The 21,985-nt window shown below is 65.0% G+C and carries 15 protein-coding genes and 6 tRNA genes; 16 read left to right on the top strand and 5 right to left on the bottom strand.

Annotated features, from left to right (window positions below):
- Positions 1-52: 52 nt before the first annotated feature.
- The 8 genes from lon to ABGI63_RS16075 all read left to right on the top strand — a co-directional run bounded on the left by lon (position 53) and on the right by ABGI63_RS16075 (position 4,655).
- Complete coding sequence (lon, locus tag ABGI63_RS16110) at positions 53-2,464, top strand: endopeptidase La (protein WP_349743360.1); 2,412 nt, start codon at positions 53-55, stop codon at positions 2,462-2,464.
- A gap of 131 nt (positions 2,465-2,595) precedes the next feature.
- Positions 2,596-2,671, top strand: a tRNA-Gly gene (locus tag ABGI63_RS16105).
- 86 nt (positions 2,672-2,757) lie between these two features.
- Positions 2,758-2,831 (top strand) — tRNA-Cys (locus ABGI63_RS16100).
- Between the two features lie 10 nt (positions 2,832-2,841).
- Positions 2,842-2,917: transfer RNA gene (locus ABGI63_RS16095), tRNA-Gly, on the top strand.
- A gap of 58 nt (positions 2,918-2,975) precedes the next feature.
- Positions 2,976-3,051: transfer RNA gene (locus ABGI63_RS16090), tRNA-Gly, on the top strand.
- A gap of 58 nt (positions 3,052-3,109) precedes the next feature.
- Positions 3,110-3,185 (top strand) — tRNA-Gly (locus ABGI63_RS16085).
- 64 nt (positions 3,186-3,249) lie between these two features.
- Positions 3,250-3,336 (top strand) — tRNA-Leu (locus ABGI63_RS16080).
- Positions 3,336-4,655 carry an MFS transporter gene (locus ABGI63_RS16075; RefSeq protein WP_432767429.1) on the top strand — a complete coding sequence of 440 codons (1,320 nt, stop codon included), beginning with the start codon at positions 3,336-3,338 and terminating at the stop codon, positions 4,653-4,655. Before ABGI63_RS16080 ends, ABGI63_RS16075 begins: the two co-directional genes overlap by 1 nt.
- Here ABGI63_RS16075 and murI read toward each other — a convergent pair.
- Positions 4,652-5,446, bottom strand: a complete 795-nt coding sequence (gene murI, locus ABGI63_RS16070) for a glutamate racemase (protein ID WP_349743358.1) — start codon at positions 5,444-5,446, stop codon at positions 4,652-4,654. The two genes, ABGI63_RS16075 and murI, sit on opposite strands and share 4 nt — an antisense overlap.
- Before the next feature lie 166 nt (positions 5,447-5,612).
- Between murI and ABGI63_RS16065 the strand changes: the two genes are divergently transcribed.
- From ABGI63_RS16065 to ABGI63_RS16050, 4 genes are all read left to right on the top strand, one after another.
- Positions 5,613-6,362: an electron transfer flavoprotein subunit beta/FixA family protein gene (locus tag ABGI63_RS16065; RefSeq protein WP_349743357.1), complete on the top strand. Its 750-nt coding sequence runs from the start codon at positions 5,613-5,615 to the stop codon at positions 6,360-6,362.
- A gap of 1 nt (position 6,363) precedes the next feature.
- Positions 6,364-7,293, top strand: a complete 930-nt coding sequence (locus tag ABGI63_RS16060) for an electron transfer flavoprotein subunit alpha/FixB family protein (protein WP_349743356.1) — start codon at positions 6,364-6,366, stop codon at positions 7,291-7,293.
- A gap of 76 nt (positions 7,294-7,369) precedes the next feature.
- Positions 7,370-9,160: an acyl-CoA dehydrogenase gene (locus ABGI63_RS16055; protein ID WP_349743355.1), complete on the top strand. Its 1,791-nt coding sequence runs from the start codon at positions 7,370-7,372 to the stop codon at positions 9,158-9,160.
- 29 nt (positions 9,161-9,189) lie between these two features.
- Positions 9,190-10,143, top strand: coding sequence for an NAD(P)H-dependent flavin oxidoreductase (locus ABGI63_RS16050; RefSeq protein WP_349743354.1), 954 nt, complete (start codon positions 9,190-9,192; stop codon positions 10,141-10,143).
- A gap of 63 nt (positions 10,144-10,206) precedes the next feature.
- Here ABGI63_RS16050 and ABGI63_RS16045 read toward each other — a convergent pair whose 3' ends face one another.
- The 4 genes from ABGI63_RS16045 to ABGI63_RS16030 form a co-directional block, all read right to left on the bottom strand.
- Positions 10,207-11,802, bottom strand: coding sequence for an ABC transporter substrate-binding protein (locus tag ABGI63_RS16045; protein ID WP_349743353.1), 1,596 nt, complete (start codon positions 11,800-11,802; stop codon positions 10,207-10,209).
- A 101-nt stretch (positions 11,803-11,903) separates the two neighbouring features.
- Entirely contained in the window at positions 11,904-13,484 is a 1,581-nt protein-coding gene (locus ABGI63_RS16040; RefSeq protein ID WP_349743352.1) for an ABC transporter substrate-binding protein, read from the bottom strand.
- A gap of 80 nt (positions 13,485-13,564) precedes the next feature.
- On the bottom strand, positions 13,565-13,912 hold the full coding sequence (locus ABGI63_RS16035) for a hypothetical protein (RefSeq protein ID WP_349743351.1): 348 nt from the start codon (positions 13,910-13,912) through the stop codon (positions 13,565-13,567).
- Between the two features lie 65 nt (positions 13,913-13,977).
- Complete coding sequence (locus ABGI63_RS16030) at positions 13,978-14,820, bottom strand: isopenicillin N synthase family dioxygenase (protein ID WP_349743350.1); 843 nt, start codon at positions 14,818-14,820, stop codon at positions 13,978-13,980.
- Positions 14,821-15,201: 381 nt separating this feature from the next.
- Between ABGI63_RS16030 and ABGI63_RS16025 the strand changes: the two genes are divergently transcribed.
- The 4 genes from ABGI63_RS16025 (at position 15,202) to zapE (ending at position 21,981) form a co-directional block, all read left to right on the top strand.
- Positions 15,202-18,054 carry a 2-oxoglutarate dehydrogenase E1 component gene (locus ABGI63_RS16025; protein WP_349743349.1) on the top strand — a complete coding sequence of 951 codons (2,853 nt, stop codon included), beginning with the start codon at positions 15,202-15,204 and terminating at the stop codon, positions 18,052-18,054.
- 78 nt (positions 18,055-18,132) lie between these two features.
- Positions 18,133-19,377 (top strand): 2-oxoglutarate dehydrogenase complex dihydrolipoyllysine-residue succinyltransferase, encoded by a 1,245-nt coding sequence (odhB, locus tag ABGI63_RS16020; RefSeq protein WP_349743348.1) that lies wholly within the window; start codon positions 18,133-18,135, stop codon positions 19,375-19,377.
- Positions 19,378-19,393: 16 nt separating this feature from the next.
- The gene (gene lpdA, locus ABGI63_RS16015; RefSeq protein WP_349743347.1) at positions 19,394-20,815 is read left to right on the top strand and encodes a dihydrolipoyl dehydrogenase; all 1,422 of its coding nucleotides are present in this window, start codon (positions 19,394-19,396) and stop codon (positions 20,813-20,815) included.
- 65 nt (positions 20,816-20,880) lie between these two features.
- Positions 20,881-21,981 carry a cell division protein ZapE gene (gene zapE, locus ABGI63_RS16010; protein WP_269840573.1) on the top strand — a complete coding sequence of 367 codons (1,101 nt, stop codon included), beginning with the start codon at positions 20,881-20,883 and terminating at the stop codon, positions 21,979-21,981.
- The last annotated feature ends 4 nt before the right edge of the window (positions 21,982-21,985 follow it).

Genomic DNA, 21,985 nt, shown 5'->3' with positions numbered 1-21,985 from the left:
TCTTGCATTTACCCCCTCAGGCCGCAGATGGGCCTGAGAAAGAGAGGTTTTCATGTCCGGTCATCCCGTTCTGCCCGCCGAACCCATCACCCTGCCGCTGCTGCCGCTGCGCGATGTGGTGGTGTTCCCGCATATGGTGATCCCGCTGTTCGTGGGGCGCCCCAAGTCCATCAAGGCTTTGGAAGCCGCGATGGAAGCCGGTCGTCAAATCATGCTGGTGGCCCAGAAAGCCGCCGGCAAGGACGAACCCAAGCCCGACGATATGTTCGAGGTCGGCTGCGTCTCCAGCATTCTGCAGATGCTCAAGTTGCCCGACGGCACGGTCAAGGTGCTGGTCGAGGGCCTGCAGCGCGCCAGCACCAGCAGCATCACCGAGACCGAGGAGCACTTTGTTGCCGAGGTCGTGCCGATCCCGCCGGAGGCCGATACCAAGCCCGAGGCCGAGGCGCTGCGCCGTGCGGTGACCCAGCAGTTTGACCAGTACGTCAAGCTCAACAAGAAGATCCCGCCCGAGATCCTGACCTCGATCGCCGGCATCGACGATGCCGGTCGCCTGGCCGACACCATCGCCGCGCATCTGCCGCTCAAGCTCGACGCCAAGCAATCGGTGCTGGACCTGTCCGAGGTCGGCAAGCGCCTGGAGAAACTGCTCGATCTGCTCGAGCACGAGGTCGATATCCTGCAGGTCGAGAAGCGCATCCGTGGCCGCGTCAAGCGCCAGATGGAGAAGAGCCAGCGCGAGTACTACCTGAACGAGCAGGTCAAGGCGATCCAGAAGGAATTGGGCGACGGCGAAGAGGGCGCGGACCTCGAAGACCTGGACAAGAAGATCCAGGCCGCCCGCATGCCCAAGGAAGCCCGCAAGAAGGCCGACAGCGAGCTGAAGAAGCTCAAGCTGATGTCGCCGATGTCGGCCGAAGCCACCGTGGTGCGCAACTACATCGAGACCCTGGTCAACCTGCCCTGGAGCAAGAAGACCAAGATCAAGTACGACCTCAGCAATGCCGAAGGCGTGCTGAACGAAGACCATTACGGTCTGGACAAGGTCAAGGACCGCATCCTCGAATATCTCGCGGTGCAGCAGCGCGTCGACAAGGTCAAGGCGCCCATCCTGTGCCTGGTCGGCCCCCCGGGTGTCGGCAAGACCTCGCTGGGTCAGTCGGTGGCGCGCGCCACCGGCCGCAAGTTCGTGCGCATGGCCTTGGGCGGTGTGCGCGACGAAGCCGAGATCCGCGGCCACCGCCGCACCTATATCGGCTCGATGCCGGGCAAGGTGCTGCAGTCGCTGTCCAAGGTCGGCACGCGCAATCCGCTGTTCCTGCTCGACGAGATCGACAAGCTGGGCATGGACTTCCGCGGTGATCCGTCATCGGCGCTGCTGGAGGTGCTCGACCCCGAGCAGAACCACACTTTCGGCGACCATTACGTCGAGGTCGATTTCGACCTCAGCGATGTGATGTTCGTGGCGACCTCGAACTCGATGAACATCCCGCCGGCCCTGCTGGACCGGATGGAGGTCATTCGCCTGTCCGGCTACACCGAGGACGAAAAGGTCAATATCGCCCAGCGCTACTTGCTGCCCAAACAGCGCAAGAACAATGGCGTCAAGGACGAGGAGATGGACGTCACCGAGTCGGCCATCCGCGGCATCATCCGCTACTACACCCGCGAGGCTGGCGTGCGCTCGCTGGAACGCGAGATCTCCAAGATCTGCCGCAAGGTGGTGAAGAATCTGGCGCTGAAGACCGTCGAGGGCCAGGCCGTCGTCACCGAGGACAACCTCAACGACTTCCTGGGCGTGCGCAAGTACGACTTCGGCCGTGCCGAGAAGAAGAACCAGGTCGGCCAGGTGGTCGGTCTGGCCTGGACCGAGGTGGGCGGCGATCTGCTGACCATCGAGGCCACGGCGATGCCGGGCAAGGGCAACATCATCCGCACCGGTTCGCTGGGCGATGTGATGAAGGAATCGGTCGAGGCGGCCCGCACCGTGGTGCGTTCGCGCGCCCGCCGCCTGGGCATCAAGGACGAGGCCTTCGAGAAGCGCGACGTGCACATCCATGTGCCCGATGGCGCGACGCCCAAGGACGGCCCTAGCGCCGGCGCGGCGATGACGACGGCCTTTGTCTCGGCGCTGACCGGTATCCCGGTGCGTGCCGATGTGGCGATGACCGGCGAAATCACGCTGCGTGGCGAGGTCACCGCGATCGGCGGCCTGAAGGAAAAGCTGCTGGCTGCGCATCGTGGTGGCATCAAGACCGTGATGATCCCGGAAGAGAACGTCAAGGACCTGCAGGACATTCCGGAGAACGTCAAGAACCAGCTCGAGATCGTGCCGGTGCGCTGGATCGATCGGGTGCTGGAGGTGGCGCTGGAGTCGATGCCGGTTGCGCTGCCTGATGAAGAGCCGGCCGTGGCGGCCAAGGCCGAAGCGGCCGTGGCGGCGCCTCCGGCGGCGACGCACTGAGATTTGAGTCATGCAAGGCCTCGAGGCCTTGCATGAGTTCTAAAATCCGGTATAGAATAGCTGCTTCAGCGCAAACGGCGCAGGACGATTGAAGAAATTCAAACATCCAGCGAGCAGTGTGTTGAAACAATGCGGGTGTAGCTCAGTTGGTAGAGCGCGACCTTGCCAAGGTCGAGGTCACGAGTTCGAGCCTCGTTACCCGCTCCAGGCATATAAATGGGAAGCCCCGGCTTCCCATTTCCATCAGTGCTTCACCAAAAGCAGTGATGGCGGTAAGAAAATCTGATTTCTAAGGCGCGGTAGCAAAGCGGTTATGCCCCGGATTGCAAATCCGGTTAGTCCGGTTCGACTCCGGACCGCGCCTCCAAGAATTCAATGCGGGTGTAGCTCAGTTGGTAGAGCGCGACCTTGCCAAGGTCGAGGTCACGAGTTCGAGCCTCGTTACCCGCTCCAGAAAACCGGTTCGCGCCGGGTTCGGCCACCAGGCCGGATAAAATGCGGCAAATGAAATGCGGGTGTAGCTCAGTTGGTAGAGCGCGACCTTGCCAAGGTCGAGGTCACGAGTTCGAGCCTCGTTACCCGCTCCAGAATACCGGTTCGCGCCGGGTTCGGCCCCCAGGCCGGATAAAATGCGGCAACTGAAATGCGGGTGTAGCTCAGGTGGTAGAGCGCGACCTTGCCAAGGTCGAGGTCACGAGTTCGAGCCTCGTTACCCGCTCCAAAATGAAAAGGGAAGCCTGATGGCTTCCCTTTCTCATTTGTGCCGCAGTGATAATGCAGCCCACGCCCGGGTGGTGAAATTGGTAGACGCAGCGGACTTAAAATCCGCCGACCTTGCGGTCGTACGGGTTCGATTCCCGTCCTGGGCACCATGCCCTTCGAGGGCCATAAAGACCAACGAGGGGTGGCTGTGGGACTGTTTGCGCAAGAGTTGCTGAATCCGGGCGTCAAGAAACGTGAGGTGTTCGGCTGGTCGATGTATGACTTCGCCAACTCGGGCTACACCACGGTGGTGCTGACGGCCGTCTACAACGCCTACTTCGTCGGCGTCATCGCGCAGTCCAGCGCTTCGGCTACCCTGCTGTGGACCGCGCTGATCGCGCTGTCCAGCTTTCTGGTGATGCTGATCATGCCGGCGTTGGGGGCATATGCCGATGCGCGCGCGGCCAAGAAGCGGCTGCTGATGCTGATGACGGCCGGCTGCGTCATCTCGACGATAGGGCTGGGCTTGGCCGGCCAAGGGCAGCTGGCCTGGGCCGCGCTGGCGGTCGTCGTCTCCAATACCTGCTATGCCTGCGGCGAGGCTTTGATCGGCGCCTTCCTGCCCGAACTGGCGCGGCGCGATTCGCTGGGGCGGGTGTCCGGCTGGGGTTGGGCCTTCGGCTACTTCGGCGGCATGCTCGCGCTGGGCCTGAGCCTGGCCTATGTGCTGCATGCGCAGGCGGCGGGGCTGAGCGCCAGCGAGTTCGTGCCGGTGACCATGTACATCACGGCCGGTGTCTACGCGCTGGCCGCGCTGCCGACCTTTCTGCTGCTGCGCGAACGGGCCCAGCCGCAGCAGTCAGCGACGCAATCGGCGCTGAGTCGCCTGAAGGCATCCTGGCAGCGGGCGCGTCGCTACCCCGATTTCATGCGCTTTCTGGCCTGTGGTGTCAGCTATCAGGCGGGCATTGCCGTGGTGATCGCCTTGGCAGCGGTCTATGCCGAGCAGACCCTGGGCTTCAAGCAGGCCGAGACCATGGCTTTGGTGTTCCTGGTCAATATCGCGTCGGCGGTCGGGGCCTTTGTTTTCGGCTATTTCGAGGATCGTGTCGGCCACAGCCGGGCCTTGAAGTTCACCCTGCTGGGCTGGGTGGCGATGATCCTGCTGGCCTTTGTCGCCCAAGGTCCGGCGTTGTTCTGGGTGGCTGCCGTGTTGGCGGGCCTGTGCATGGGCTCGAGCCAGTCCTGCGGCCGAGCGATGGTCGGTGCGCTGGCGCCGCCGGCCAGCCTGGCCGAGTTCTTCGGCCTGTGGGCTTTTGCGACCCGGCTGGCGGCCGTCGTCGGGCCGCTGACTTATGGCCTGGTGACCTGGTTGACGGCCGGCAATCACCGCCTGGCCATCCTCAGCACCGGCGTCTTCTTCCTGCTGGGCTGGTGGGTGTTGGCCGGTGTCAATGTGCAGCGCGGCACGGCGGCCGCGCGCGCCTAGATATGGACCTGGCGCGTTGATGGCGCGGTCCCGCCCAGCGCGCTACAGGCTAGGCGCTTGAGTACGGCGGGGTCGCCGGTGCTTTCCAGGATCAGGCTCGGTTGGCCATCACCGGCCCAATAGCGCTGGGCCTGCTTGGCAACGGCCGCCTCGATCTTCAGCAACTGGACCTCTGGGCCCAGTGCTTGCTGGAACAGGGGCTGGACCAGCGGGTAGTGGGTGCAGCCCATCAGCACGGTGTCGACACCGGCCTCGCGCAGCGGTGCGCAGCAGCGCTCGATCAGGTCCCGCAGGGCCGGACTGCCCAATTCACCGGTCTCGATCAGGTCGGCCAGTCCGGGGCAAGGCTGGCTGAAGACTTGGACGCCTCGGGCATGGGCCTCAATCAAGGTTTGGTAGCGCGCACTGGTGATGGTGGCGGGTGTGGCCAGCACGCCGATGCGGCCATTGCGGCTGGCCGCCACGGCCGGCTTGATGCCGGGTTCGATGCCGATGATGGGCAGCTCGGGCCAGCGCTCGCGCAAGGCGTTGACCGCGTGGGCGGTGGCCGTATTGCAGGCGACGACCAGCATCACCGCGCCTCGGTTCAGCAGGTACTCGCCGATCACCAGGCTGCGGGCGGCGATGAAGTCGCTGCTTTTCTCGCCATAGGGTGCATAAGCGGTATCGGCCAGATAGTGCAGCGGCGCGCCCGGCAGGGCCTCGCGCAATTCGCGCAGCACGGTCAGGCCGCCGACGCCGGAATCGAAAACGCCCAGGCAGGGGGAAGTGAGGCTGGAGGTGCTTGTCATCAGGTTGCGCAGTCTAGTTTGTCGGACCCCTCGCGCCCAAGACGTCGCTAGAATAGAACGGTCGTGCTATTTTTTCGGACATTTGACGCCTGGATGACTCAGCGTTGCCGGGGCTGGCCCGTAGAATCCGATTAACGTTAACGTCAATTAGCCTTGGAGTACTTCGATGAAGGTCTTGGTTCCTGTCAAACGAGTGGTCGATTACAACGTCAAGGTGCGCGTCAAGAGCGACGGCACCGGTGTGGACATCGCCAATGTGAAGATGTCCATGAACCCCTTTGACGAGATTGCCGTCGAAGAGGCCGTGCGCCTGAAGGAAAAAGGCGTGGTTACCGAGGTGATCGCCGTCTCCTGCGGCGTGACCCAGTGCCAGGAAACCCTGCGCACCGCGATGGCCATCGGCGCCGACCGCGCCATCCTGGTCGAGACCGACGCCGAGTTGCAGCCGCTGGCCGTGGCCAAGATCCTCAAGGCCCTGGTCGACAAGGAACAGCCGCAGCTGGTGATCCTCGGCAAGCAGGCCATCGACGACGATTGCAACCAGACCGGCCAGATGCTGGCCGCGCTGGCTGGCCTGCCGCAGGGCACCTTCGCCTCCAAGGTCGAAGTCGCCGACGGCAAGGTCTCCGTGACCCGCGAGGTCGACGGCGGCCTGGAAACCGTCAAGCTGAACCTGCCGGCGGTGATCACGACCGATCTGCGCCTGAACGAGCCGCGCTACGTGACCCTGCCCAACATCATGAAGGCCAAGAAGAAGCAGCTCGACATGGTCAAGCCGGCCGATCTGGGCGTGGACGTGGCGCCGCGCATCAAGACTCTCAAGGTCGAGGAGCCGCCCAAGCGCAGCGCCGGCATCAAGGTGCCGGATGTGGCCACGCTGGTGAACAAGTTGAAGAATGAAGCGAAGGTGATCTGAGATGACTGCTCTGGTAATTGCTGAACACGACAACGCCTCCATCAAGGGCGCGACGCTGAACACCGTCACCGCTGCCGCCGCCTGCGGTGGTGATGTCCATGTGCTGGTGGCCGGCTCCAATGCCGCCGCCGCTGCCGCTGCCGCCGCGCAGATCGCCGGCGTCAGCAAGGTGCTGCACGCCGACGCTGCCCAGCTGGCCGATGGCCTGGCCGAGAACCTGGCCGCGCAAGTGGTCGCCATCGCCGGTGGCTACAGCCACATCCTGTTCCCGGCCACCGCCTCGGGCAAGAACGTCGCGCCGCGCGTCGCGGCCCTGCTGGACGTGGCCCAGCTGAGCGATGTCACCAAGGTCATCAGCGCCGACACCTTCGAGCGCCCGATCTACGCCGGCAACGCGATCGCCACCGTGCAGTCGAGCGACGCCACCAAGGTGCTGACCGTGCGCACGACCGGCTTTGACGCCGCCGCCGCGGGCGGTTCGGCCGCCGTCGAAACGCTGGCCGCCCCCGCCGATTCCGGCAAGAGCAGCTTCGCCGGCCGTGAAGTGACCAAGAGCGACCGCCCCGAGCTGACCGCCGCCAAGATCATCGTCTCCGGTGGCCGCGCCCTGGGCAGCAGCGACAAGTTCAACGAAGTGCTGACCCCGCTGGCCGACAAGCTCGGCGCAGCGCTGGGCGCCTCGCGCGCCGCCGTGGATGCCGGCTACGCGCCCAATGACTGGCAGGTCGGCCAGACCGGCAAGATCGTGGCGCCCCAGCTCTATATCGCCGCCGGCATCTCCGGCGCGATCCAGCACCTGGCCGGCATGAAGGACTCCAAGGTGATCGTCGCGATCAACAAGGATCCGGAAGCGCCGATCTTCTCGGTGGCCGACTACGGCCTGGAAGCCGATCTGTTCACCGCCGTGCCCGAGCTGATCAACGCCCTCTGAGCGCCCGCTCGAAACCGATGAAGGGCGCCCGACTGTCTGGTCGCGGCGCCCTTGTTGTATCTGGAGAGAAGACACCATGAGCTACCGTGCCCCCGTCAAAGACATGCTGTTCAATATGCAGGAGCTTGCCGGCCTGCAGGCGCTGACCGAGATCCCGGCCTTTGCCGACTTCGGCATCGATACGGCCCAGGCCGTGCTGGAGGAATGTGCCAAGCTCAATGAGGATGTGATCGCGCCGCTGAACTTCGAGGGCGACAAGAACCCCTCCTACTTCAAGGACGGTCAGGTCTTCACGACCCCGGGTTTCAAGGAGGCCTTCCGCCAGTTCGCCGACGGCGGCTGGCAGGGCTTGCAGCACCCGACCGAATTCGGCGGCCAGGGCCTGCCCAAGACCATAGGCGCGGCCTGCGGCGAAATGATCAACAGCGCCAATGTCAGCTTCGCCTTGTGTCCGCTGCTCAGCGATGGCGCCATCGAGGCCCTGCTGACGGCGGGCAGCGATGAGCAGAAGGCCATCTACTTGCCCAATCTGGTGGCCGGCAAGTGGACCGGCACGATGAATCTGACCGAGCCGCAGGCGGGGTCAGATCTTGCCCAGGTGCGCACCCGCGCCGAACCGCAGCCCGATGGCAGCTACAAGATCTTCGGCACCAAGATCTTCATCACCTATGGCGAGCACGATATGGCCGAGAACATCGTCCATCTGGTGCTGGCCCGCGTGGTCGGAGCGCCCGAGGGCGTCAAGGGCATCAGCCTCTTCATCGTGCCCAAGTTCCTGGTCAATGCCGACGGCTCGCTGGGTGCGCGCAATGACGCGCACTGCGTCTCGATCGAGCACAAGATGGGCATCAAGGCCAGCCCGACGGCGGTGCTGCAGTTCGGCGACCATGGCGGCGCGATCGGCACCCTGGTCGGCCAGGAGAACCGCGGCCTCGAGTACATGTTCATCATGATGAACGCCGCCCGCTTCGGCGTCGGCGTGCAGGGCATCGCGGTGGCCGAGCGGGCCTATCAGAAGGCGGTCGGCTACGCGCGCGACCGCGTCCAGTCGCGACCGGTCGACGGCTCGGTGGCCGGCAGCGCCGCCATCATCCATCACCCCGATGTGCGCCGCATGCTGATGACGATGCGCGCGCTGACCGAGGGCTGCCGTGCGATGTCCAGCGTGGCAGCCGCAGCCTATGACGCGGCCCACCACCATCCCGACGCCGACACGCGCAAGCAGAACCAGGCCTTCTACGAATTCATGGTGCCGCTGGTCAAGGGCTACAGCACCGAGATGAGCCTGGAGGTCACCGACCTCGGCGTGCAGGTGCATGGCGGCATGGGCTTCATCGAGGAGACCGGTGCGGCCCAGCACTACCGCGACGCCAAGATCCTGACGATTTACGAAGGCACGACCGCGATCCAGGCCAATGACCTGGTCGGCCGCAAGACCACGCGCGACGGTGGACAGCTCGCCCGCGCCATTGCCGGCCAGATCGAGGCCACCGAAGGACTGCTGAAGCAGCGCAGCAGCGCGGCATCCAAGGCCGTGGCCAAGCGCCTGGGCGCGGCCCGCCAGGCCTATCTCGATGTGGTGGACTTCATCGCCGCCCAGGGCAAGGGCAATCCGAACGCGGCCTATGCCGGCTCGGTGCCCTATCTGATGCTGGCCGGCAATCTGGTGGCCGGCTGGCAGCTGGCGCGCGCGCTGATCGTGGCCGAGGACAAGGTCGCCGCCGGCGAGGAGCTCCCCTTCATGAGCGCCAAGATCGCGACGGCGCGCTTTTATGCCGAGCACATCCTGAGCCGCAGTTCGGGCCTGCGCGACGCCATCGTCGAAGGCGCCGACAGCGTCACCGCGCTGGCGCTGGACGCCTTCTGATCCCACTGACACAACGAACGGAGACCTTTGTGGCCCTGCCTCCCGCCCTGCAAAACCTGCCCCTGCCCATCATCGGCTCGCCGCTGTTCATCATCAGCAATCCCAAGCTGGTGATCGAGCAGTGCAAGGCCGGCGTCGTCGGCTCGATGCCCGCACTCAATGCCCGTCCGGCCGAGTTGCTGGACGAGTGGCTCAACGAGATCACCACCGAGCTGGCGGCCTATAACAAGGCGCACCCCGACAAGCCGGCCGCGCCGTTTGCGATCAACCAGATCGTGCACAAGAGCAATGACCGCTTGGAGCACGATATGGCGCTGTGCGCCAAGTACAAGGTGCCCATCATCATCACCTCGCTGGGCGCGCGCGAGGATGTCAATGCCGCCGTGCATGCCTGGGGTGGTGTCGTGCTGCACGACATCATCAACAACAAGTTCGCGAAGAAGGCGATCGAGAAGGGCGCCGACGGCCTGATCGCGGTGGCGGCCGGGGCCGGCGGCCATGCGGGCGTCAAGAGCCCGTTTGCGCTGATCCAGGAAATCCGCGAGTGGTTCGATGGCCCGATCGCGCTGTCGGGTGCGATCGCCAGCGGCGATGCGGTGCTGGCCGCCCAGGCGATGGGCGCGGACTTCGCCTATATCGGCTCGGCCTTCATCGCGACCGAGGAGGCGCGCGCCACCGAGGCCTACAAGCAGATGATCGTCGCCTCCAACAGCGATGACATCGTCTACAGCAATCTGTTCACCGGCGTGCACGGCAACTATCTGCGCGGCTCCATCGTCAATGCCGGCATGGACCCCGACAAGCTGCCCGAGAGCGACCCCAGCGCGATGAACTTCGGCGGCGACTCGAAGAAGGCCTGGAAGGACATCTGGGGCAGCGGCCAGGGCATCGGTGCGGTGCGCGAGATCGTGCCAGCACGAGCGCTGGTCGATCGTCTGGCGCGCGAGTACCGGGCGGCCCGCGAGCGTCTCGCCCTGGCCTGATACGGCGCCTGCATTGAAAAGGGCCACCCTCGGGTGGCCCTTGGCGTTGAGGCGCTGCGCTGCCTACTTGATGTTGGTGAAGCGCGCTTCCGGGCGGTCGTCCGAGCGGTGCACGGTCGAGACGCCCTTCTTCATCGCCCAGGGGCGCATCTGGTGGTGGATGGGGATGAACAGATGCTCGTCGCGCATGCGCAGCAGGGCCTCGCGGATCAGACCGTTGCGCTTGCTGACGTCGGACTCGATCTTCATCGCATCGGTCAGCTGGTCGATCTTGGCGTCGCTGATGCGGAAGTAGTTCCAGTTGCCATCGGCACCGGTGGTCTTGGTGCGCACCAGGGACTGGATGGTGTAGAGCGCGTCATAGGTCGGCACGCCCCAGCCGAACAGGAAGAGCTGGTGCTCGAAGCCCTGGATCTTGGGGCTGAAGGTCGACATCGGCTCGGTCTGCAGCCTGGCCTTGATGCCTATCCTGGCCCACATCGAGACCACCGCCTGGCAGATCTCCTCGTCGTTGACGTAGCGGTTGTTCGGGCAGTTCAGCGGCACCTCGAAGCCGTCCGCATAGCCGGCCTCGGCCAGCAGCTTCTTGGCCTTGTCGGCATCGACCTTCAGCGGCGTGTCGATGTCCGGTGTGTTGCCGTTGACGCCCGGGGCGACCATGAGGCCGGCCGGCACCGACAGGCCGCGCATGATGGCGCGCTTGATCGCCTCGCGGTCGATCGCCACCGACAGGGCCTCGCGCACGCGCTTGTCCTTCAGCGGGTTCTTGCCCTTGATGTTGGAGCCGCGGATCTCGTCGCTGCCCTGGTCCATCGCGATGAAGATGGTGCGGATCTCGGTGCCTTCCAGCACCGCCAGCTTGGCGTCGTTGCGCAGCTTCTGCACGTCCTGGGTCGGCAGGTCGGTCAGCAAGTCCACCTCGCCGGACAGCAGGGCCGCGACGCGGGTGGCGTCGGACTTGATCGGCGAGTAGGTGACGCTGTCGACATTGCTGGCGTTGGCGGCATCCCACCAGTCCTTGTTGGCCACCATGCTGATCTTCTGGTCGGGCTGCCAGCCGGTGATCTTGTAGGGGCCGGTGCCGTTGGTGTTGCGGGTCGCGAAGGTCTCTTCCTTGACCTTCACGTCCGGCAGGTTGACCGACTTGTTCTTCTCCGCCCAGCTCTTGCTGACCATGCGGAAGTCGACGATGTTGCGCAGCAGGATGGGGTTCGGGGCCGACAGGATGAAGTCCACTGTGTGGCTGTCGATCTTCTTGATCTCGGCGATGCCGTTCACGAAGGCCTGCAGGGTGCCCTGGGGCTGCTTGATGCGGGCCAGCGAGAACACCACGTCGTCGGCGGTGAAGGGGGTGCCGTCATGGAACTTGACACCCTTGCGCAGCTCGAAGCGCACCTGGGTCGGGCTGATCTGGGTCCACTTGGTGGCCAGTGCGGGCTCGATCTGGTAGGTCTTGCTGTAGCGGGTCAGGCCTTCATAGGCATGGGCCAGGATGGCGCTGGTGGTGCCATGGTTCTGCGAATGCGGATCCAGGGTCAGCACATCGTTCTGCGCGGCCCAGTGCAGCGGCACGGCCTGCACACCGCTGGCGGCCATCATGCCAAGCGAGAGGCCCAGCGACAGGCACAGCGCGGCCAGCTTGAACTTGCGATTCGGCATCTTCTTCCTCCGTGGAATACTGAAAAGCGGGCATCCTAGCCCGGCATCCACGGAGCAGCTCTACTGACTTGCCCGGGGCAGATGCCCCGGGCGGCCACGGCTTACTTGATGTTGGTGAAGCGCGCTTCCGGACGGTCATCCGAGCGGTGCTCGGTCGTCACATTGGCGCGCATCGCCCAGGGGCGGACCTGGTGGTGCAGGGGCACGAACAGGTACTCGTCGCGGGTGCGCAGCAAGGCCTCCCGGATCATCGCGTTGCGCTTGGGGATGTCGACCTCGGTCTTCATCGCATCGACCAGCTGGTCGATCTTGGCGTCGCTGACCTTGGAGTAGTTGAAGTTGCCGTCGGCACCGGTGGTCTTGGTGCGCACCAGCGACTGCAGCGCGTACTGCGCGTCATAGGTGGCCACGCCCCAGCCCAGCATGTACAACGAGGTGTCGAACTTCTGGAAGGTCACGCTGTGCTGGGCCATCGGCGTGGCCACCAGGCGGCCCTTGACGCCGATCTTGGCCCACATCGCGACGACGGCCTGGCAGACCTCTTCGTCGTTGACGTAGCGGTTGTTCGGGCAGTTCATCTGGATCTCGAAGCCCTCGGGGTAGCCGGCCTCGGTCATCAGCTTCTTGGCCTTGTCGACATCGACCTTGAGCGGCTGGTCGATGTCCGGCGTGTTGCCGTTGACGCCCGGCGCCACCATGATGCCGGCCGGGATCGACAGGCCGCGCATGATGGTGCGCTTGATCGCCTCGCGGTCCACGGTCAGGTTCAGCGCCTCGCGCACGCGCTTGTCCTTGAAGGGGTTCTTGCCCTTGACATTGGAGCCCTTGAGTTCGTCACTGCCCTGGTCCAGCGCCAGGAAGATGGTGCGCACCTCGGGGCCTTCGACGACCTTGAGCTTGGGGTCGGACTTGAGCTTGGCGACGTCCTGCGTCGGCAGGTCGGTCAGCAGGTCGACGTCGCCGGACAGCAGGGCGGCCACGCGGGTCGGGTCCGACTTGATCGGCAGGTAGCTGACCTCGGTAATGTTGCTGGCGCGGGCCTTGTCCCACCAGTCGGGGTTCTGCACCATCGCGATCTTCTGGTCGGGCTGCCAGCCGGTGATCTTGTAGGCGCCGGTACCCATCACATTGCGTGAGGCGAAGTTGTCTTCCTTGGCCTTGTAGTCCTGGGTGTTGACGGTGTTGTTCTTCTCCGCCCAGGCCTTGCTCATGATGCGGAAGTCGATGATGTTGCGCAGCAGGATGGGGTTGGGCGCTTCCAGGATCAGATCGACGGTGTGGCTGTCGATCTTCTTGACCTCCTTGATGCCGGTCACATAGATCTGCATCGTGCCCTGGGGCTGCTTGATGCGGCCGAAGGAGAACACCACGTCGTCGGCGGTGAAGGGCGTGCCGTCATGGAACTTGACACCCTTGCGCAGCTCGAAGCGCACCTGGGTCGGGCTGATGAAGGTCCATTTGGTGGCCAGGGCCGGCTCGACATCGTATTTGTTGCTGTAGCGAGTCAGACCCTCATAGGCGTGCATCAGGATCGCATTGGTGGTCGCATGGTTCTGCGAGTGCGGGTCCGTCGTCAGGATGTCGTTTTGCGCTGCCCAACGCAGCGGTACGGCATGGGCCGAGGTCGCGGCCAACAGGCCCAGGGCCAGCGAAATCGAAGCCAGCTTGAGCTGATGATTCATAGTCTGCGCACTCCACAACTGTTAGGAAGATTGATCCTAGCCCTTGGGTCTGTGCGCTGCTCTAGTGGCTTGCCCGGGTCTCAGTGCGGGCGCTGTTCGCCCGGCGCTGGCTGCACCAGCAGATCGGCATCACAACCCTTGCCGGCGGCGATCATGCGGCGCGCCCAGGCGCCGATCAGGCGGTTCAGCCAGCGTGGCCCCGGGCGGGCCCAGCCCAGGGCCGTCAGCGGCTCGATCAGCATGCCGCAGACATAGCGCCCGCCCTCGTCCGACCAGCGCAGGGCCGCGCAGGCGCCGTGCCGACGTCGGCTCGCCAGCACGCCCACGGGGCAGGGCTCGGCCAGGCAGCAGACGCCGCAGCCATTGCATGTCGCGCCCAAGGCCGGCTTGGGCGGCGCCTCGGGGTGGATGTGGATGAGCTGGGGCATGGGCCACTGTAGAGCAGCGCGTCGCAAAAAGCCGACCTTGGGGTCGGCTGTGGTGTGCGGCCGGCTTACTTCTTGACGCCCAGCTCGCGCAGCCGCTCTTCCAGATAGGCGTGGGCGGTGTAGCGGTCCGACAGCACGACCTCGTCGCGCGGGTGCAGGAACAGCGGCAGCGAGACCCGGCTCTTCTTGGCGCCGTCGCCCGTCGGGTTGACGACGCGGTGCTGGGTCGACGGGTAATAGCCCTGTGAGGCTTCCTGCAGCATGTCGCCGATATTGATGATCAGCATGCCGAAGTCGCAGGGCACGTCGAACCATTCGCCGTCCTTGCCCTGCACCTGCAGGCCCGGCTCGTTGGCGGCCGGCAGGATGGTCAAGAGATTGATATCGCCATGCGGGGCGGCGCGCAGCGAGCCGGCCGGCTCGTTGCCGGTCAGCGGCGGATAGCGCAGCACGCGCAGCAGGGTCAGCTGGCTGTCCTGGATCATCTGGGACAGCGGTTCGCGGTAATGCCTGGCGATCTCGGCCGGCGTGTAGCGCTCGACCCAGGACAGCAGTTCCTGCGCGAGGCCGTTGGCCTGGCTGTAGTACTGCATCGCATCTTCCTTGAGCGGCGCCGGAATGCGGCCCCAGGGGTAGATGTGGAAGTACTCCTTGATGTCCTTCTGGGTGAAGCCCTTGGCGGTCTCCGAGATCTCGGTGGAGAAGTAGCCGTCCTGCTTCTCCTTCGAGAAGTCGTACTGGTGCTTCTCGTCGCCGTTGAAGAAGCCCAGCCAGTCGGCATAGATCTTCTCGACCAGGGCCTGCTGGATCGGATGGTTGACGAGCACGCCGAAGCCGGTTTCGTGCAGCGAGCGGGTGAACTGCTCGGCCGCGTCGGCGGCGCGGTAGTCGACGACTTTGACTTGCATGGGATCTCCTCGATAGTGTCCCGACGCCAAGCCATTCAATCGCGGGGCTGTGGCGCGCGAGCTGAAGTCTAGGCCAAGCTCGCCAGGTTCGCAAACGTTTGCCGACAAAGATGAAGCGAGGGCACTGCGCCAAAAGAGACTTCAGTTCGAGGACCACATGGCCGAAACTCCCGGCGTGAAAGTCTCACGATGCAAAAGCGCCGCCGGGCTCCTAGGGTTAGCCAGGAGTGCTACAGTCCGCCCCTTGAGACTTGAGGTCCTTCCCGTCCCCTTTTCTGGCAACAGTGAAGGCGGGTCGCAATCCGCCAACCGGTCGAGCCGTGTCGCGGAAGGTTTATTTACCAGCCAAATCCCTGGAAGCCGGGGTAAGAGGTGAGCGAAATGATGCAGCAATACAGGTCGAATTCGTACCTGTTCGGGGGCAATGCGCCCTACGTCGAAGAGATGTACGAGGCCTACCTCGACAACCCGGGCTCCGTGCCCGACAACTGGCGGGCGTATTTCGACGCCCTGCAGCATGTGCCTGCCACCGATGGCAGCGATGGCCGCGATGTGGCCCATGCGCCGGTGATCGAATCCTTCGCGCAGCGCGCCAAGGCCAATGCCTTCGGCAACAAGGCCTCCGGCGCCGAACTGGCCGTGGCCCGCAAGCAGGTCCATGTGCAGTCGCTGATCGCCGCCTACCGCAATGTCGGTTCGCGCTGGGCCGACCTGGACCCGCTCAAGCGCACCGAGCGCCCCAAGATTCCCGAGTTGGAGCCGGCGTTCTATGACCTGAGCGAGTCCGATATGGACATCTCGTTCAGCGCCACGAACACCTATTTCTCCAAGGCCGAGACCATGACCCTGCGCGAGATCGTGCAGGCCTTGCGTGAGACCTATTGCAGCTCCATCGGCGCGGAGTACATGCACATCACCGACCAGGTGGAGAAGCGCTGGTGGCAGGAGCGCCTGGAGTCGGTGCGCGCCAAGCCCGCCTTCTCGGCCGAGAAGAAGCAGCACATCCTCGGCCGCCTGACCGCCGCCGAAGGCCTGGAGCGCTATCTCCACACCAAGTACGTCGGCCAGAAGCGTTTCTCGCTGGAAGGCGGCGAAAGCTTCATCGCGTCGATGGACGAGCTGGTGCAGCGCGGCGGCGAGATGGGCGTGCAGGAAATCGTCATCGGCATGGCCCACCGCGGCCGCCTGAACGTGCTGGTCAACACCCTGGGCAAGATGCCCAAGGATCTGTTCGCCGAGTTCGAGCACACCGCGCCCGAGGACCTGCCGGCCGGTGACGTCAAGTACCACCAGGGCTTCTCCAGCGATGTGACCAGCCCCGGCGGCCCGGTCCACCTGAGCCTGGCCTTCAACCCCTCGCACCTGGAAATCGTCAACCCGGTCGTCGAAGGCTCGGTCAAGGCCCGCATGGACCGCCGTGGCGATGCCAGCGGCGCGCAGGTGCTGCCGGTGCTGGTGCACGGCGACGCCGCCTTTGCCGGCCAGGGTGTCGTGATGGAGACGCTGGCGCTGGCCCAGACCCGCGGCTACTACACCGGCGGCACGGTGCACATCGTCATCAACAACCAGATCGGCTTCACGACCAGCGACCCGCGCGACAGCCGCTCGACGCTGTACTGCTCCGACGTCGTCAAGATGATCGAAGCCCCGGTGCTGCACGTCAACGGCGACGATCCGGAAGCCGTCGTGCTGTGCACGCAATGGGCGCTGGAGTACCGCCAGCAGTTCAAGAAGGACGTGGTCGTCGACATCGTCTGCTTCCGCAAGCTCGGCCACAACGAGCAGGACACGCCGGCGCTGACCCAGCCGCTGATGTACAAGAAGATCGCCGCCCACCCCGGCACCCGCAAGCTCTATGGCGACCGTCTGGTGGCCCAGGGCGTGCTGGGTGCCGATGGCCCGGACGCGATGTTCAAGGCCTTCCGCGCCGCGATGGACGAGGGCCGCCACACGGTGGACCCGGTGCTGACCAACTTCAAGAGCAAGTACGCGACCGACTGGTCGCCGTACCTGGGCAAGAAGTGGACCGACAGCTGCGACACCGCGCTGCCGGTGGCCGAGTTCAAGCGCCTGGCCGAGAAGATCACGACCATCCCCGCGAACTTCAAGGTGCATCCGCTGGTCGAGAAGGTGATCGCCGACCGTGCGGCCATGGGCCGTGGCGAGATCAATATCGACTGGGGCATGGGCGAGCACATGGCCTATGCGTCGCTGGTGGCCTCCGGCTATCCGGTGCGCCTGTCCGGTGAGGATTGCGGCCGCGGCACCTTTGTGCACCGCCACGCGGTGCTGCACGACCAGAACCGCGAGAAGTTCGACGAAGGCACTTACATCCCGCTGCAAAACGTTGCCGAGGGCCAGGCCCCCTTCGTCGTGATCGACTCCATCCTGTCCGAAGAGGCGGTGCTGGGCTTCGAGTACGGCTATGCCAGCGCCGATCCGGTGACCCTGACGATCTGGGAAGCCCAGTTCGGCGACTTCGTCAACGGCGCCCAGGTCGTGATCGACCAGTTCATCGCCTCCGGCGAAGTCAAGTGGGGCCGCTCCAATGGCCTGACCCTGATGCTGCCGCACGGCTACGAAGGCCAGGGCCCGGAGCACAGCTCGGCACGCCTGGAGCGTTTCATGCAGCTGGCCGCCGACAACAATATGCAGGTGGTGCAGCCGACCTCGGCCTCGCAGATCTTCCACCTGCTGCGTCGTCAGCAGCTGCGCATGTTCCGCAAGCCGCTGATCATCATGACGCCGAAGTCGCTGCTGCGTAACAAGGACGCCACCTCGCCGGTCAGCGAATTCACCAAGGGTGAGTTCAAGACCGTGATCAGCGAGCAGAACGCCGAGATCGACGCCGCCAAGGTCAAGCGCATCGTGGCTTGCTCGGGCAAGGTCTACTACGACCTGGTCAAGGCGCGTGGCGACAAGAAGGACGTGGCCATCATCCGCGTCGAGCAGCTCTATCCCTTCCCGCACAAGGCCTTCTCGGCCGAGATCAAGAAGTACCCGAACGTCACCGACATCGTCTGGTGCCAGGACGAGCCGCAGAACCAGGGCGCCTGGTTCTTCGTGCAGCACTACATCCACGAGAACATGGTGGAAGGCCAGAAGCTCGGCTACGCCGGTCGTCCGGCCTCGGCCTCGCCGGCGGTGGGTTATGCCCATCTGCACCAGGAGCAGCAGAAGGCGCTGCTGGATCAGGCCTTCGGCAAGCTCAAGGGCTTCATCCTGACGAAGTAAGTTTGTGACCGCCCCGGCCCACCGCAACAGGTGCCCAGCCGGGGCGCGACGCTTCAAGAACAGAAAGCAATAGACATCATGGCAATCGTAGAAGTCAAAGTTCCCCAGCTGTCCGAGTCCGTCGCCGAAGGCACGCTGATCTCCTGGAAGAAGAAGCCCGGCGAAGCCGTGGCCATCGATGAGATCCTGGTCGAGATCGAGACCGACAAGGTGGTGCTGGAAGTGCCGGCCCCCAGCGCCGGCGTGATGGCCCAGATCGTCAAGAACGACGGCGAGAGCGTGGTCAGCGAGGAAGTCATCGCCCGCATCGACACCGACGGCCAGGCCCAGGTCAGCCCGCTGGAAGTCAAGGCCGTCGTGGCCACCGCACCGGCCGCGCCGGCGGCCACCGGCGGCAACAAGGGCGATGTGGCGATGCCCGCCGCCGCCAAGATCCTGGCCGAGAAGGGCCTGGCCGCCACCGATGTGGCCGGCTCCGGCAAGGACGGCCGCGTCACCAAGGGTGATGCGCTGGCCGCCTCGGCCAAGCCTGCTGCCGCCCCGGCCATCGCCGTGGCCGCTGCGCCGGCCGTCGCCAAGCCGCTGCCGGCCGTGGCCGCGCCGGTGGCCCCGAACCTGGGTGACCGCCCCGAGCAGCGCGTTCCGATGACTCGCCTGCGCGCCCGCGTCGCCGAGCGTCTGCTGCAATCGCAATCGACCAACGCCATCCTGACCACCTTCAACGAGGTGAACATGGCGCCGGTGATGGAGATGCGCAAGAAGTTCCAGGAGAAGTTCGAGAAGGAACACGGTGTCAAGCTGGGCTTCATGAGCTTCTTCGTCAAGGCCGCCGTGGCCGCGCTGAAGAAGTACCCGGTGCTGAACGCCTCGGTCGACGGCAACGACATCGTCTACCACGGCTTCTTCGACATCGGCATCGCCGTCGGCTCGCCGCGCGGCCTGGTCGTGCCCATCATCCGCAATGCCGACCAGCTGAGCTTTGCCGACATCGAGAAGACCATCGCGTCCTTCGGCCAGAAGGCCAAGGACGGCAAGCTGTCGATCGAAGAGCTGACCGGCGGCACCTTCTCGATCTCCAACGGCGGTACCTTCGGCTCGATGCTGTCGACCCCCATCATCAACCCGCCGCAGTCGGCCATCCTGGGCGTGCACGCGACCAAGGACCGCGCCGTCGTCGAGAACGGCCAGGTGGTGGTGCGCCCGATCAACTATCTGGCCATGTCCTACGACCACCGCATCATCGACGGCCGCGAAGCCGTGCTGGGCCTGGTGACGATGAAGGAAGCGCTGGAAGATCCGGCCCGCCTGCTGTTCGACATCTAAGCCGGAGACGAGATCAATGAGCGCTAAGCAATTCGATGTCGTCGTGATCGGCGGCGGCCCCGGCGGCTATATCGCCGCCATCCGCGCGGCCCAGCTGGGCTTCAACGTGGCCTGCGTGGACGAGTGGAAGAACGACAAGGGCGGCCCCGCTCCCGGCGGCACCTGCACCAATGTCGGCTGCATTCCGTCCAAGGCCTTGCTGCAGTCCAGCGAGCACTTCGACCATGCCAACCACCATTTTGCCGACCACGGCATCTCGGCCGACAACGTCAAGATCGACATCGCCAAGATGCTGGGCCGCAAGGACCAGGTGGTCAAGCAGAACAACGACGGCATCCTCTACCTGTTCAAGAAGAACAAGGTGAGCTTCTTCCACGGCCGCGGCTCCTTTGTCGCAGCCAAGGACGGCGGCTATGAGCTGAAGGCCGGCGACGAGACCCTGCAGGCCAAGCATGTGATCCTGGCCACCGGCTCGAACGCCCGCGCGCTGCCGGGTGCCGCCTTCGACGAGGAGAACATCCTGTCGAACGACGGTGCCTTGCGCATCGGCGCGGTGCCCAAGAAGCTGGGCGTGATCGGCTCCGGCGTGATCGGCCTGGAAATGGGTTCGGTGTGGCGCCGCCTCGGCTCCGAAGTGACCGTGCTGGAAGGTCTGCCGACCTTCCTCGGCGCGGTCGACGAGTCGGTCGCCAAGGAAGCCGCCAAGCTGTTCAAGAAGCAGGGCCTGAAGATCGAGCTGGGCGTCAAGATCGGCGAGGTCAAGTCGGGCAAGAGGGGTGTGGCTGTCGCCTACACCGACGCCAAGGGCGAGGCTCAGACCCTGGAAGTGGACAAGCTGATCATCTCGATCGGCCGGGTCCCGAACACCATCGGCCTGAACGCCGAAGCCGTGGGTCTGAAGCTCGACGAGCGCGGTGCCATCATCGTCGACGACGACTGCAAGACCAGCCTGCCCAATGTCTGGGCGGTCGGCGATGTGGTGCGCGGCCCGATGCTGGCGCACAAGGCCGAGGAAGAGGGCGTGGCCGTGGCCGAGCGCATTGCCGGCCAGCATGGTCATGTCAACTTCAACACGATTCCCTGGGTCATCTACACCAGCCCGGAAATCGCCTGGGTCGGCCGCACCGAGCAGCAGCTGAAGGCGGACGGCGTGGCCTACAAGGCCGGCCAGTTCCCCTTCCTGGCCAATGGCCGGGCGCGTGCGCTGGGCGATACCAATGGCTTCGTCAAGTTCCTGGCCGATGCCAAGACCGACGAGATCCTGGGCGTGCACATCATCGGCCCCTTCGCCTCCGAGCTGATCTCGGAAGCCGTGGTCGCGATGGAGTTCAAGGCCTCGGCCGAGGACATCGCCCGCATCTGCCATGCGCACCCGAGCCTCAGCGAGGCGACCAAGGAAGCCGCGCTGGCCGTCGACAAGCGCACCCTCAACTTCTGATCGCCGCAGGCGTTTCAAAGTGAAAGGGGCGGCCTCGGTCGCCCCTTTGCCTTGCTGGATTCCCGATGACTTCTGTGACCGAGCTCTATCAGCAGACCCTTGCCGAGCGTGGCTACACGGCCGACGCGGCGCAGCTGCGCGCGATCGCCTCGCTGCAGCGCTGCCAGGACGAATGGGCCGACTACAAGGCACGCCGCAGCAATGCGGTGACCAAGCTGCTGGTGCGCCCGCCGCTGCCACGCGGCGTCTATATGTACGGCGGCGTGGGCCGGGGCAAGAGCTTTCTGATGGACTGCTTCTTCCAGGCCGTGCCGCTGACGCGCAAGACCCGGCTGCACTTCCACGAGTTCATGCGCGAGGTGCACCGCGAGCTGCAGGACCTCAAAGGCATTGCCGACCCGCTCGAGGAGCTGGGCAAGCGCATCGCCAAGCGTTTCCGGCTGATCTGCTTCGACGAGTTCCATGTCTCGGACGTCACCGACGCGATGATTCTGCACCGGCTGCTGGACTCGCTGTTCAAGCACCGCGTCTCCATCGTCACGACCTCGAACTTCCACCCGGACGGTCTCTATCCCAACGGCCTGCACCGCGACCGCATCCTGCCGGCCATCGAGCTGCTCAAGGACAAGCTCGAGGTCATCAATGTCGATGCCGGCACCGACTACCGGCGCCGCAGCCTGGACCATGTCGAGCTCTATCACACGCCGCTGGATGCGGCGGCCGACGCCTCGCTGAGCCAGGCCTTCGAGTCGCTGGCCGAGGCCCGCGACGAAGACCCGCTGCTGCATATCGAGCATCGCGAGCTGCGTGCGCGGCGCCGCGCCGGCGGCGTGGTCTGGTTCGATTTCCAGACCCTGTGCGGCGGCCCGCGCTCGCAGAACGACTATCTGGAGCTGGCCACCCAGTTCCACACGCTGATACTCTCCAATGTGCCGGCGATGCCGCCGCGCCTGGCCAGCGAGGCGCGGCGCTTCACCTGGCTGGTCGATGTGCTGTATGACCGGCGCGTCAAGCTGCTGATCTCGGCGGCCGTGCCGCCCGAGCAGCTGTATACCGAGGGGCCGCTGGCCCATGAATTCCCGCGCACCATCTCGCGCTTGCAGGAAATGCAAAGCTCGGAATACTTGTCGCTGGCCCGCCGCGAGGTGGATACCTCGCTGACCTGAGGAA

Origin of the sequence: Roseateles cavernae, assembly GCF_040187885.1 — a bacterium.
GTDB lineage: Bacteria > Pseudomonadota > Gammaproteobacteria > Burkholderiales > Burkholderiaceae_C > Roseateles_E > Roseateles_E cavernae.
This window is presented reverse-complemented; position numbering and strand designations above follow the sequence as displayed.

Excerpts from the sequence above, each read along its gene's own strand:
- ABGI63_RS16075 (WP_432767429.1), top strand. The coding sequence starts at position 3,336 with ATGCCCTTCGAGGGCCATAAAGACCAACGAGGGGTGGCTGTGGGACTG.
- ABGI63_RS16025 (WP_349743349.1), top strand. The coding sequence starts at position 15,202 with ATGATGCAGCAATACAGGTCGAATTCGTACCTGTTCGGGGGCAATGCG.
- murI (WP_349743358.1), bottom strand. The coding sequence starts at position 5,446 with ATGACAAGCACCTCCAGCCTCACTTCCCCCTGCCTGGGCGTTTTCGAT.
- ABGI63_RS16035 (WP_349743351.1), bottom strand. The coding sequence starts at position 13,912 with ATGCCCCAGCTCATCCACATCCACCCCGAGGCGCCGCCCAAGCCGGCC.
- ABGI63_RS16055 (WP_349743355.1), top strand. The coding sequence starts at position 7,370 with ATGAGCTACCGTGCCCCCGTCAAAGACATGCTGTTCAATATGCAGGAG.
- ABGI63_RS16045 (WP_349743353.1), bottom strand. The coding sequence starts at position 11,802 with ATGCCGAATCGCAAGTTCAAGCTGGCCGCGCTGTGCCTGTCGCTGGGC.
- ABGI63_RS16065 (WP_349743357.1), top strand. The coding sequence starts at position 5,613 with ATGAAGGTCTTGGTTCCTGTCAAACGAGTGGTCGATTACAACGTCAAG.
- odhB (WP_349743348.1), top strand. The coding sequence starts at position 18,133 with ATGGCAATCGTAGAAGTCAAAGTTCCCCAGCTGTCCGAGTCCGTCGCC.
- lon (WP_349743360.1), top strand. The coding sequence starts at position 53 with ATGTCCGGTCATCCCGTTCTGCCCGCCGAACCCATCACCCTGCCGCTG.
- ABGI63_RS16030 (WP_349743350.1), bottom strand. The coding sequence starts at position 14,820 with ATGCAAGTCAAAGTCGTCGACTACCGCGCCGCCGACGCGGCCGAGCAG.
- zapE (WP_269840573.1), top strand. The coding sequence starts at position 20,881 with ATGACTTCTGTGACCGAGCTCTATCAGCAGACCCTTGCCGAGCGTGGC.
- ABGI63_RS16060 (WP_349743356.1), top strand. The coding sequence starts at position 6,364 with ATGACTGCTCTGGTAATTGCTGAACACGACAACGCCTCCATCAAGGGC.
- lpdA (WP_349743347.1), top strand. The coding sequence starts at position 19,394 with ATGAGCGCTAAGCAATTCGATGTCGTCGTGATCGGCGGCGGCCCCGGC.
- ABGI63_RS16040 (WP_349743352.1), bottom strand. The coding sequence starts at position 13,484 with ATGAATCATCAGCTCAAGCTGGCTTCGATTTCGCTGGCCCTGGGCCTG.